Source organism: Flavobacterium movens, from assembly GCF_039581425.1.
GTDB lineage: Bacteria > Bacteroidota > Bacteroidia > Flavobacteriales > Flavobacteriaceae > Flavobacterium > Flavobacterium luteolum.
The window spans coordinates 127,142-140,343 of record NZ_JBCPXY010000003.1 but is presented as its reverse complement, the minus strand read 5'-3'; the positions used below and the strand labels follow the sequence as shown (position 1 = coordinate 140,343).

General features: G+C 34.6%; 8 protein-coding genes. 5 read left to right on the top strand and 3 right to left on the bottom strand.

The annotated features are described in order from the left end of the window. Window positions 1-40: 40 nt before the first annotated feature. The gene (locus AAYQ05_RS06940) at window positions 41-1,552 is read right to left on the bottom strand and encodes a RagB/SusD family nutrient uptake outer membrane protein (RefSeq protein ID WP_343542165.1); all 1,512 of its coding nucleotides are present in this window, start codon (window positions 1,550-1,552) and stop codon (window positions 41-43) included. 36 nt (window positions 1,553-1,588) lie between these two features. Further along, on the bottom strand, window positions 1,589-4,693 hold the full coding sequence (locus AAYQ05_RS06935; RefSeq protein WP_343542163.1) for a SusC/RagA family TonB-linked outer membrane protein: 3,105 nt from the start codon (window positions 4,691-4,693) through the stop codon (window positions 1,589-1,591). A gap of 679 nt (window positions 4,694-5,372) precedes the next feature. Here AAYQ05_RS06935 and AAYQ05_RS06930 point away from each other — a divergent pair. After that, the gene (locus tag AAYQ05_RS06930; RefSeq protein WP_343542162.1) at window positions 5,373-6,011 is read left to right on the top strand and encodes a sugar-binding protein; all 639 of its coding nucleotides are present in this window, start codon (window positions 5,373-5,375) and stop codon (window positions 6,009-6,011) included. A 215-nt stretch (window positions 6,012-6,226) separates the two neighbouring features. Here the strand turns inward: AAYQ05_RS06930 and AAYQ05_RS06925 are convergent, their stop codons facing one another. Continuing rightward, on the bottom strand, window positions 6,227-7,267 hold the full coding sequence (locus AAYQ05_RS06925; RefSeq protein WP_343542161.1) for a LacI family DNA-binding transcriptional regulator: 1,041 nt from the start codon (window positions 7,265-7,267) through the stop codon (window positions 6,227-6,229). Window positions 7,268-7,498: 231 nt separating this feature from the next. On the opposite strand from AAYQ05_RS06925, the gene AAYQ05_RS06920 reads away from it, so the two are divergent. From AAYQ05_RS06920 to nagB, 4 genes are all read left to right on the top strand, one after another. Next, window positions 7,499-8,590 carry a GHMP family kinase ATP-binding protein gene (locus AAYQ05_RS06920; RefSeq protein WP_343542159.1) on the top strand — a complete coding sequence of 364 codons (1,092 nt, stop codon included), beginning with the start codon at window positions 7,499-7,501 and terminating at the stop codon, window positions 8,588-8,590. Between the two features lie 5 nt (window positions 8,591-8,595). Beyond that, entirely contained in the window at window positions 8,596-9,477 is an 882-nt protein-coding gene (locus AAYQ05_RS06915; protein ID WP_343542157.1) for a sugar phosphate nucleotidyltransferase, read from the top strand. A gap of 165 nt (window positions 9,478-9,642) precedes the next feature. Next, window positions 9,643-11,022: a sugar MFS transporter gene (locus tag AAYQ05_RS06910; RefSeq protein ID WP_343542156.1), complete on the top strand. Its 1,380-nt coding sequence runs from the start codon at window positions 9,643-9,645 to the stop codon at window positions 11,020-11,022. 25 nt (window positions 11,023-11,047) lie between these two features. Further along, on the top strand, window positions 11,048-12,976 hold the full coding sequence (gene nagB / locus AAYQ05_RS06905) for a glucosamine-6-phosphate deaminase (protein WP_343542154.1): 1,929 nt from the start codon (window positions 11,048-11,050) through the stop codon (window positions 12,974-12,976). Window positions 12,977-13,202 lie beyond the last annotated feature (226 nt).

Here is a 13,202-nt window from a genome sequence, read left to right as displayed (position 1 = left end):
TAGACAGACATTTAACTGTCTATTCTTGATTAGGTATTTTTTATTGTCTGTCTGCGTTGCTTAAATTTGGATTAAGGTCAACCTGACTTTGTGGATAAGTATAATATTTGTTTTGTGGCATTTTGATTAAAGCTGCTTCTCCAACTCTAAGGTGATATGCATTTACTAAAACATCATATTTGTTCATTCTGATTAAATCTGAACGACGTTTTCCTTCGTAGAAAAGTTCCCAGCCTCTTTCTTGCAGAATAGCATCTCTTAAACTAGTTTGCGTATGATCTGATAAAACTAAAAGTTTTGCATGTGATCTTCCTTTTACTTGATTGATAAGGTCAATCGCTTCTTGAGTTGGCCCGCTAATTTCATTTAAAGCTTCAGCTCTGCTCAATAAAACATCAGCATAACGAAGGATGTTTACACTATGACCATCATAATAAGTAGTCGTTTCGTCGTCTGCGTATTTTTTTGTAGAAACGTCTTGCATGTAGAATTCTCCAGCTGGCGGTTGCGCTCCCAATGAAGGTGCTTGTTTGTGAAGAAGACCGTCTGTTCCCATAAATTCTGGGAAGAAACATTGTTTTCTTTCATCTTCGTCACCAAAAGTGTTGTAGAAATCCCAGTTTACAGTATAATACTGCCATCTGTTTTGAACAACAGGGTGATCAACAGGACCAAAGTGATTTAGTAATTCAGTTCCGTTTGTGTTGGCGTCGCTTAAAGAAGAGAAGATGTTTTCGCTGCACCATTTGTTACTTTCTTTAAACAAACCTAAGTAAGAAGGATATAAATGGTATTCGTTTAAATCCATTACTTTTTGTGTATAGGTAACCACTTTTTGCCAATCATGGCTTCTCAAGTATAATTTTGCCAATAATGTAAGAGCAGCACCTTTTGTAGCGCGTCCCACATCGTTTGTACCATAAATATCATTGTTTTTATAATTAACTGGAAGCACATCAGCAGCTTCGGTTAATTCTTTAATCATAAAAGCATCGATTTCTTCTACAGATGATGGTGGAGTTTGATCTAAATAACCTGGATTTCCTAGATTGGCTTCTGTAATTAAAATTACTGGTCCCCAAGAATCTGTCAAATCCATGTAAGCAGAACATCTTAAGAATTTAGCTTCTGCAATAAATTGTGCTTTTTCTGCAGCTGTAATGCCACCCATTGGTGTAATGTTAAAAATCGCATTATTAGCATTGGCAATCAATTTATACATCGCGTTCCAATCTTCTTTTAGAAGACCGTTTGCTGAGTTCCAAGTTCCTAATGATAATTGTCCTGGATCTCCTCCAAATTGGCAATGTCCTAAATCTGTTGCGATATCAGTAAGGGCAAAGTGTCTTGTAGCCCAATAAGAAAAGTTATCGCCTACAGAAGGTCCTTTTAATCTTCCATAAATGGAATTGATAGCCGCAATAGCATCCGATTTTGTCTGATACCCATTGGTATTAGTCAAGCTGCTATATACCGTGGGGTCAAGATCTTGGTTACACGAAAATTGTGTCCCGGCGGTAAGTAAAAGTAATAAGATTGTATATTTTTTCATTTGAATCAATTTAATGTTACTATAAAGCATTTTAGACTAGTGAATTGCTACTTTAATTCCAAGTATAAAAGTTCTTGAAGCTGGGAATGAGTTAAAGTCGATTCCTCCACCTAAATTTTGTTTTGTTGCATTGTCGGGAGTAAAATGTCCATTAACCTCAGGGTCATTTCCAGAATAGTTTGTAATTGTCAATAGATTTTGTCCAATCGCATACAATCTAATGCTATCAATAAATTTTACTGTTTTTAATGCACTTTCAGGAATTGTATATCCGATAGAAACATTTTTCAGACGTAAATAAGACGCTTCTTCAACAAATTTAGAGTTCACATAACTTCCGTAAGTGCTTTTGTAATAACCATCTCTTGGAATATCTGTATTTTCGTTTTTTCCAGCAACCCAACGGTTTAGAGCATCAGTGCTTGTAGAAGACTCACCAACCATTTTAGTCATATTGTAAACTGAATAATCAAAAGCGCCTTGGAAAAAGATATTCATATCAAAATTTCTATATCTGAAATCGTTATTAAAACCAGCCACATAATGCGGGATAGAATTTCCTAGATAAGTTCTGTCTTTTGCTGTAATCTTACCATCGCCATCAACGTCTACGTACTTAGGATCTCCAGCAACAGATAATGGTTGAGGAGCATAAGTTTCTCCAGTTTTGATAACTCCGGCGTATTTGTAACCAAACAAAACTCCCATTTCTTTTCCTGGTTCCAATCTTGTAAATTCTTGACCAGAAACCGTTCCGCTTGGATTTGAAGTATTTGTACTGATGATTTTTACATTATCTGCTAGAGATACTATTTCTTGTTTATTGTAAGCCAGATTTAGAGAAGTTGTCCAAGTAAATTTATCATTTCTAAAGTTTGTAGTGCTTATTCCTAATTCAACACCGTGGTTATCAATTACTCCAGAATTAATTCTTTGAGTATCAAATCCCCACCATCCTCCAACAGGAACATTTAAAAGGGCATCACTAGTTCTTTTTTTGTAATAATCGAATGTAATAGAAAGTTTGTCATTAAATAAACCTAAATCTAAACCAATATCAGTTTGAGCAGTTTGTTCCCATTTTAGATTTGGATTTGCTAAGTTGGCTGGCTCAGTTCCTGATACGAATTGATCTGGAGAAATAGTTACACCCCAAGAAGACAATCGACTCATATAAGCATAATCCCCAATACCGTCACTACCTGTGATACCATAACTTGCTCTTAATTTAAGTTCAGAAACTGCTTTTACATTTTGCATAAAAGACTCATTAGATATTTTCCAGGCAACGGCTCCAGAAGGGAAAATACCAAATTTGTTATTTGGACCAAAACGAGAAGAACCGTCTTTTCTAATAGTAAAGGTTGCTAGGTATTTATCATTGAAAGCATAATTTAACCTTCCAAAATAAGATGTCAATTTCGTTTCTGTTTTTTCTGTTTCAGGTTTTAAATATACTGATGCACCTTGTAAATTGTAATAAGTCAATAAGTCACTAGAAAAACCTGTACCTGCAGCTCTCATTCTTTCGTACGTATCTTTTTGGTTAGAAGTACCAATCATTGCAGTAATTGCATGTACTTCTTTGATATCAAATTTATACGTTAAGTATTGCTCTGTACTCCATCTGAAATACGTTTTATTTTCTTCAGAACCAGAACCTTTTAATGCAGCTCCAGCTACTAAAGTACTTGGAGTATATTTTCCTTGAATATTTTCCTGCCATTCTGCACCTGCACCAAAGTGATATGTTAAACCTTTAATAATTTGATAATCTAAAAACATGTTTCCATTTACCAATCTGTTGATTGTATGATCTGTCGGTTCAAGTAAAAGCGCTAATGCATTGTCTTTTCCTTGAAATTTATAATAAGAACCATCTGCATTGTAAATTGGAATAGCTGGCGGAGCAGTTTGGATAGAGAACATTGGAGACAAAATATTATCGCCAAAATCGCTATTATTTCCTTCGGCAACAGCGCCATAAGCATTCATACCCATCGTCAGCTTATCGTTGAATTTCTTTTCTGCACCCATTCTCACAGTATATCTTTCAAAATCAGTATTTACTATAGCTCCAGTTTGTTTTAAATAGTTTCCTGAAAGAAAGAATTTTGAATTTTGGTCGCTTCCGCTAAAAGTAAGCGTTCTGTTAAGCACTTCTCCAGGACGAGTTGCAGCGTCAAACCAGTTTGTGTTGGCAACAGGAAAGCTTGAAGGGAAAAGTGGAGGTCTTCCGTTTTCAGCATTAAGAGCATTTTGATAATCTGCATATTGCTGTCCAGTCATTAAAGATGGCTCTTTTATGATATTTTGAAAACCATCAGAAATCTCAGCTTCCACATTCATTTTTCCAGCTTTTCCTTTTTTAGTTGTGATCAAAATTACTCCATTTCCTCCACGAGCACCGTAAATTGCAGTAGAAGCGGCATCTTTTAGAATCTGAATATTTTCAATGTCGTTTGGACTAATTGAAGCTCCAGTACTAGTAATGAATCCATCAACAACATATAACGGAGCATTAGAAGTATTGATTGAGTTTCCACCTCTAATTACAACCTGCGGATTTGTTCCCGGTGCATAACTATTTTGCTGAACCTGTACTCCCGAAGCACGTCCTTGAAGAGCTTGTCCAACATTTGCAACCGTTCCGCCTAAGTTTAAATTGTCTTTGCTAAGTGAACTCACAGAACCAGTAAGGTCTTTTTTCTTAGATTTTCCGTATCCAATAACAACTTCTTCTAGTTTTTGTCCAGCTTCTTTCATGACAATTTTTAAAGGAGCGCTTCCAATGCTTACTTCTTGATCTTCCATACCAATGAAAGTAATCACAAGTTTTGTAGCATTATCTGGAACTGTAATGGCAAAAGTTCCGTCAACATCTGTCTGAACACCTTTTGTAGTTCCTTTGACTACAACATTGGCGCCAGGAAGAGGCATGCCGTTTTGATCTGTTACAGTACCTTTTACAGTTTTTTCAAAAAATAATGCCGTATTGTTTTTATCAGAAATATTTATAGAAGAAGCTGCAGAGGCTTGAAATGTAAAAACTAATAACGAGAGAACTGTTATTCCGATTTCTTTGCGGGATAAATTGTTAAGCCGAAAATCTCTTGGCTTTTTTTGGGTTAATAATTTCATACTTTGAATTGGTTTTGGTTAATGTTTAATTGTTTTTTCTTTGTTTGTAGGTTTTAGATTTCTTTTTTGATCTGGAAATTCATTTTGCCTTTTTAATTGTGTTGTGATTGAGTTGTTTTTTAGATCAATCAGAGCTTTTGTTTTTTTGTTTAAATACTGCTTGTTTAGCTCAATTTTTTACTTTCCTGAAGCGTGAAAATCACCGAATATTTTTCATAATTAACTTAGTTTTAAGATTAATCTCTGACGAAACTAGAGATTATATTTTTATAAAACAAGAAAAAACTCAAAAAATGTGCTCGAACACACAAAATTTATGTTCTCGAGCACATAAAATTGTGTGAATCATTTTTTTTGACTTAAATTGCTGTGATATTTTTAAAATAATTTAGAAAAAACAGTGTGTGTGATATTGGTGGTTTTTTGAATTATAAATAAGGATTTATTAAAAACTTATGAATTTCGCAATCGCTAAACGAAAAACGTAAAAATTAAGCAGTCTTTTCTTATGCTGAAAAGAAGGTTTTTTTTAGTTTTAATTATGAATTCGGTTTGTTTTTTAATTCGATTTTTGAACTATATTGGTCACGAAAAAAAAGGACAAAAACGCGAAATGAATTAATGGTCATTTTGACATTTTTTGAAAATTAAAAATTAACAGATTTTAAGAAGAAGAATTTTGAAAGAATACCACGTACAAATAATAGATAGAGGTCAAGAAAATGCAACCCGTTTTTTAGATTCGTTTTTTTGGAAAAAAGCAAACTGTTTAACCGATTTTACTTCTCCGTGGAATAATGATCCAGTTTTGAGAATTGAATTTCGTGCACTCTGGGATAAGGATAATTTCTATTTTAATTTTAGGGTTTTTGACACGGATCTTTATATGGATCAGAAAGATAATAGTGTAGATAGTATTTGTAATTCAGATAGAGTAGAGCTGTTTTTTAGGAGTAATGATAAGCTTAATCCGTATTATTGTTTAGAAATAGATCCTTCAACTAGATTGTTGGATTTCGAAGCGCGTCCAGACAAAATTTTTGACTATGACTGGAAATGGGCTGAAAACCATATAAAGCTAGCATCTTCAAAAGACGAAGTTTCTTTCACGGTTGCAGGATCAATTAGTATTGCATCTTTAAAAGAATTAGATTTAATTCATGATAATATTATTGAAACTGGGGTTTACAGAGCTAAATTTGTCAAGCATAAAGGCGGAAATTACGAACCAACCTGGATAACGTGGGTAGATCCTAATACTGCAGAACCGAATTTTCATATAGCTTCTTCTTTCGGGAAATTTGTTTTGATGGAATAGTTTTGCCTGCCACAAAGGCGCGAAGGCGCAAAGGTTTTTTAAAGGGAAAATCTAATTTGAATTGCCTTCAGCTTTAGCTGGAGTTGTTAAAGTAAGATAGTAAAGGGCTTTAGCTGAACTTCGCAAGTTTGGCTAAAGCCCTTTTGGCTGATGTTCTACAACCTCCAGCTAAAGCTGGAGGCAATTAAAGTTATAATTTGAAAGTTAAAAAAAACTTAGCTAACGTAAAATGAGGCATTTTCTACATTGATAATATCAATAGGGAGCAAAATAGTTTCCGGAATATCTTTTCGGAATAAAAAATGCTCAACTAAAGTGCTGACTCCCAAATAAGCTTGTCTCTTCTGATTCTGATGAATTAAAAAATGAATCAATCCCTGATTAAGAAAGCTGACGTTTTTATCAACTAAGTCGTAACCGATCAAAGCAATTTTTTCATCTGTTATATTTGAAAGCGTAGAAGCGATTTGGTAAGCTTTTGAAGTTGTAATGAAAATACCGCTTAAATCTGGATTTTCATTTATGAATGCTGGAAGCTTAGTATCGATATTAGAATATTTCAGTTTTAAAGTGGTTACAGAGAAATCAGAAAGGTCTTTCTCTTCAAAATAACTTCTAAAACCTCGTTCTTTTTCCTGCATGTGAACGGCATTTTTAAGGCTTTCGTCAATATGGATAATTACGATTTGGCCTTTCGACAGAATTAAATTCATTAAACTCGCGGCAACGCGGCCACTTTTATATAGATCTTGCCCGACAAAGCTTTTTATTGACGAAGATTCAACTTGGTTGTTGAAAGTGTTTACCATAATTCCCAGTTCCTCATATTGTTTTATGATTTCTATGGTTTCTTTATGGAAAAGCGGTGCTAATAAAACAGCATCTGGAGATTTGGCTACAATAGCTTCATGAGTCTTTAAAAAAGATTTTGTGCTTTCAGGATTAAAATACTGTGTTTCAATAACCACATTATAGGCTTTAAATTCTGTTATAGCGTCTTGGATTCCGTTAACACACGGAAGCCAGTATGGGTCAAATACAGGATCTGGAAGCAAAACGCAAATGCGGTACACTTTTGTGCTTTTTAAATTTCTAGCAATTAAGTTGGGTTCGTAGTCAATTACATTCAAAACTTCATTGATTTTTTCTAGTGCAGCAGGAGAGACTTTTCCTCTATTATGCAGCACGCGATCCACAGTTCCTTTAGAAACTCCAGCCATTTGTGCTATATCCTTAATTGTGTACTTTTTATCCATATAAGCAAATATAAAAACTTTGAGTTAATAAATGTAAATTTTCTGTAAGAATTATAAAATGTGCTCGAGAACATTAAAAAAGTGTGTTCGAGCACATTTTTGTATTTTTTCTTGTTTTATAAAAATATAATCTATAGTTTCGTAACATCAAAACCGAAAAACTAAAATAAAAAGATAACCTAATAATGTTGTAATTTATTGAATTGCAATATTTTAACACAATGTGTTTACGTGAAAAAAATTACCTCATTAGCTCCCGGCCGAACCTGTCTTTTTGGAGATCATCAAGATTATTTAGGATTGCCTGTTATAGCCTGTGCGATAGATAGAAGTATTAAATTAATAGCAAAAGAAAATCAGACCGACACATTTGTTCTGAATATGATTGACATTAATGAAATTCGAGTTATTAATATACACGAGGCTTTCGAAAAATTAGAACCAAGAGATTATTTTGCATCCTCGTTGCGTGTCTTGCGCAGATATGGCTGTAAACCAATATCTGGTTATACAATTACAATTACTGGAGATATTCCGATTAACTCAGGAACTTCGAGTTCGTCAGCCTTGTTAATGGCTTGGATTCGTTTTCTGATAGAAGCTTTCGGAATAGATCATGAAGTTACGCCTGAATTTCTTTCTAAATTAGGTTATGAATCTGAAGTGTTAGAGCACGGAGAACCTGGCGGAATGATGGATCATTTTAGCATTGGCGTTGGAAATATTGTCTATATAAATACTAAAAAACCATTTTCTTTTGATGTAATAGGCACAGGACTGAAAGGTTTGATTACAGGAGTTTCAGGTGTTCCAAAGGAAACCATTGGGCTTCTTGGCGAGCTGAAAGGAAATGCTTTAATGGCAATTGATATTGTAAAGAAGAATTATCCGCAGTTTGATTTAAATGCTTCCGAAATTGAGGATTTGGATAAATACAGAAATTGTCTACCAGATCGTCTGATTCCGTTTTTTGAGGCGGCTGTAAAGAATTATTACTTTACTAAAGAAGCTTTAAAAGAATTTAAAAAACCGGTTTTAGATCTGAAAAAAATTGGTGCGTTAATGAATGGACATCATGAGGTTTTGCGTGATTTACTGAAAATTACTGTTCCAAGAATTGATGCAATGGTTAATGCAGCATTAAAAGCAGGAGCGTACGGAGCAAAAATTGTCGGCTCTGGCGGTGGTGGAAGTATTGTTGTAATTGCTGATCCTAAGTATGAAGATGTGGTTATAAAAGCAATTTTACATGCTGGAGCACAAGAAGCTTACGCAGTAAATGTTGACCCCGGAGTACGAATTATTGATAATATTGAAAATTAAATAAAATGCACGACAATTTAGTGATTTTAGCAGGCGGAGCTTCTTCTCGAATGAAAAAAGAAGCGGTTGCCAATAATCTTTCTCCAGAAGAAATTGCTCAGGCTAATGAAAGGAGTAAAGGCTTAATAGGTGTTGGCGCAAGCGGAAGACCTCTTTTGGATTATCTTTTATGGAATGCAAAAAAAGCAGGCTATAAAAATATTTATATTATAATAGGAGAACAAGGAGAATTATTTAAAGAGTTTTATGGAAGTAAAATGAAGGATAACGATTTTCACGGACTCAATATTTCATTTGCTGTTCAGTATATTCCTGAAGGAAGAGTAAAGCCTTTTGGGACTGCAGATGCTCTGTTTCAAGCTGTAGAGCAATATCCAGAGCTAAATTCGCAGTTTTATTCGGTTTGCAACAGCGATAATTTGTATTCTGCTGAAGCATTGCGTGCTTTGAGAGAAACTGAAAGTCCGAATGCTTTTATTAGTTATGATCGTGATGCAATGGATTTTCCGCTGGAGCGTATTTCTCGTTTTGCAATTGCAAAATTAGACCAGAATAATCAGTTGTTGGATATTTTAGAAAAACCTACAGAAGAAGACTTGGAGCAATATAAAGATGCAGAAGGAAAAATACGTGTTAGTATGAATGCCTTTAAGTTTAACGGCAAGACCTTATATATACATCTTAAAAATTGTCCTGTTCATCCGGAGCGTGATGAAAAGGAGCTTCCGACGGTTCTTTTGAACTCCGTTAAGGAAAATCCGAATACAACGATCGGAATTCCGTTTTCTGAGCACGTTCCTGACCTGACTGCTAAAGAAGATATTGCCGATGTAAAAACATATTTGGCAAAATATTATCCTGATTTAAATTGGAATAATAAAAATTAACAAAACTTTCATATCTAAATTAGAGAATAAGGAAATTTAATGTAGTACTTTTGTTTTGCAAAAAAAATGCAGATATTTGCATAAATTACGCAATCAATAATGTGAGAGTTGATTCTAATTTAGATTTTGAATTAAATAAATCTATAACTAAATCAACCAAAAATTATGACAAACATTCAAAGTACATTACAGCTGGAGAAAAAAAGTACCATTGTTCCTATGGTAATTTTAACCTTATTGTTTTTTATTCTAGGATTTGTAACCTGGCTTAACGGACCGCTAATTCCGTTTTTTGAATTAGCTTGCGAATTAACTTCTTCGCAAGCCTATTTTGTGACTTTCGCATTTTATATTGCCTACTTCGTAATGGCAGTTCCTTCTTCTTATATTATTGAAAAAGTGGGGTATAAAAACGGAATTTCTTTAGGATTATTGATTATTGCCGCGGGAGCATTTATGTTTTATCCAGCGGCTTCAAGTCGTACATTTCTCTTGTTTTTAATAGCCTTGTTTATCATGGGGACCGGTTTGGCAGTTTTGCAGACAGCTTCAAATCCATATGTTGTTGTAATTGGTCCAAGAGAAAGTGCTGCTGCAAGAATCAGCGTTTTAGGAATTGCAAATAAATTGGCAGGCTTTGTTGCGCCAATTGTGCTTACTATTTTGGTTTTGTCAAATATGCAGGACTTTACCGCAGACAAAATTGCCTTGATGGATGAAGCTGCAAAAACTAGCGCATTAAATTCTCTTGCTTTACAATTACAAACACCGTATCTTTATATGGGGTTGATTATTACTGTTTTAGCTTTAATGGTGAAATTTTCTCCTCTTCCAGAAATTGATTTGGGCGAAGATGGAAATGTGTCAGAATTGAGTGTTTTTAAACAGATTAAAAATGCTTTTCAGCACCCGCAGTTAGTTTTAGGAGTAATAACTCTAATGTTGTATTTATCTGCCGAAGTTTTGGCGGGAGATTCGATTGGAGCTTTCGGAAAACAATTAGGTGTTTATGGCGAAGAAGGGAATTTTTATCTCAAATTAACCTCATTTACGATGTCAGCAATGGTGATCGGCTATATTCTTGGTATAGTTTTGATTCCTAAATATGTTTCGCAAGTTACTGCTTTAAAAGTGTCTGGGTTGCTTGGTTTAGTGCTAGTTACAGCAATTGTTTTGATTTCTCCAAAGATAATGATTGCATTGCCTGGAACTCCAAATATACCATTGGTGATACTTTTAGTGGCGCTTTTGGGACTCGCAAATGCATTATGCTGGCCAGCAATATGGCCAATGGCTCTGCAGGATTTAGGAGGTTATACAAAGATTGGAAGTGCTATTTTGATTATGGGAATTATCGGTGGAGCAGTTTTTCCACTTTTTTACGGAATGATTACAGAAAGCATCAATTCTGCAAATGTTGCAAAAAATATGCAAAATGTTTCAAAAAGTGGAAATCAATTGGCTTACTTAATGTTGCTGCCTTCTTATGCAATGATTTTGTTTTATGCTGTAAAAGGGCATAAATACAGGAAATGGAATAGTTGAACAAAAAATAAAAAATTAATATATCATGTTAAAAAGTAAAATCGACAAAGCAACAGGTTTCGAAAAACGATTCGAAAACATTAACACAGTTGTTTTTGAAAACTCAACGGATGCTTCAAAAGAAGTAGCGCAAGAAATTGCGTCTTTAATCAAAGAAAAGCAAAAAGAAGGAAAGCCTTGTATTTTAGGATTAGCTACTGGTTCTTCTCCAAAAGGTTTGTATGCTGAATTAGTGCGTCTTCATAAAGAAGAAGGTTTGAGTTTCAAAAACGTAATCAGTTTTAACTTGGATGAGTATTATCCAATGGAACCAAATTCAATCAACAGTTATGTTCGTTTCATGAAAGAACTTTTGTTTGATCATGTCGATATTTTACCTGAAAACGCTCACGTTCCAGACGGACTTTTAACAAAAGAGCAAATTGCAGATTACTGCCATGAATATGAAGCTAAAATTGAAGCTTTGGGCGGAATCGATCTTCAGATTCTTGGAATTGGAGGAAACGGGCACATTGGATTTAATGAGTCTGGTTCGCTTCAAAACTCTAAAACTCGTTTAGTAGCTTTAGATCATATTACAAGAGTTGCTGCAAGTAAAGATTTCTTTGGTTTAAACAATACTCCAAGAACTGCGATTACACTTGGAGTTAAAAAAATCATGGAAGCTAAAAGAGTGATTTTGTTAGCTTGGGGTGAAGGAAAAGCAAACATTGTAAAAAAATCTGTTGAAGATGAAGTTACAAACCGAGTTCCTGCTTCATTCTTGCAAGAGCATAACAACGCAGTTTTTATTTTAGACAAAGAAGCTTCTTCAAAATTAACGAGAATCAACAAACCTTGGTTGGTTGAAAAAATTGTTTGGACAGATAAATTGACTCGTAAAGCAGTTTTAGGATTGGCATTAGATCTTAAAAAACCAATTTTAATGCTTACAGATGCTGATTATATTGAAAATGGTATGAGTGATTTGTTGGCAGATTCAGGTCCAGCTTACGATATTAACATTAAGATATTTAATAAATTGCAAAATACAATCACGGGTTGGCCAGGTGGAAAACCAAATGCAGACGATACAAATCGTCCTGAAAGAGCAGAGCCGGCTAAAAAACGCGTATTGATTTTTAGTCCGCATCCTGATGACGATATTATCAGTATGGGAGGAACTTTCATGCGTTTGCAAGAGCAAGGACATGAAGTGCACGTGGCTTACCAAACTTCTGGAAACATTGCAGTTGCTGATGATGAAGCACTTCGTTTTGCAAGATTCGTAATTGATTATAATGAGAAATTCGGAATCAAAAGCGAAGAGGCAGATAATATCTACAAAAAAGCAGAAGCATTCTTGCAGAACAAAAAGAACAGCGAAATTGATATTCCAGAAGTTCGTTATATTAAAGGTTTAATCAGAAAAGGAGAGGCGAGAGCTACAAGTCATTTTGTTGGTCTTCCGGATTCTCAAATTCACTTTATGGAATTGCCTTTTTACGAAACAGGAACAATCGAGAAAAAACCAATTGGACCAGAGGATATTCAGTTGACAGTTGATTTAATTGAGAAAATTAAACCGCACCAAATTTATGCAGCTGGAGATTTAGCAGATCCACACGGAACGCATAAAGTTTGTTTGGATGCTATTTTTGAGGCAGTTAAAGTTTTAAAGCCAAAAGAATTCATGAACGACTGCTGGTTATGGTTATACCGTGGAGCTTGGCAAGAATGGGGAATTGACGAAGTTGAAATGGCAGTTCCAATGAGTCCAGACCAAGTTTTGGCAAAACGTCACGGAATCTTCAAACACCAGTCACAAAAAGACGGAGTTGTTTTCCAAGGAACAGACGCAAGAGAGTTCTGGCAGAGAGCAGAAGACAGAAACCGCGAAACAGCAGAATTGTACCACCAGTTAGGTTTGGCGACTTACGCTGCAATGGAAGCTTTCGTGAGATGGCACTATTAAGATGCTAAGTTGCTAAGGTTCTGAGATTCTAAGTTTTTTAGTCTTTTAGAAATTAGTAATAAAACTTAAATAATATTTTTGAAGCAGGAAGGGAGGATGAAAATAAGTTCTTTTTTCTTGCTTCTTTTTTTTTAAAGGTTCTAAGATTCTGAGGTTCTAAGTTTTTTAATTTTTGGTTTAATAATCTATGAGAATCCTTTTAATCTGTGGCAAATTAATAATAGCT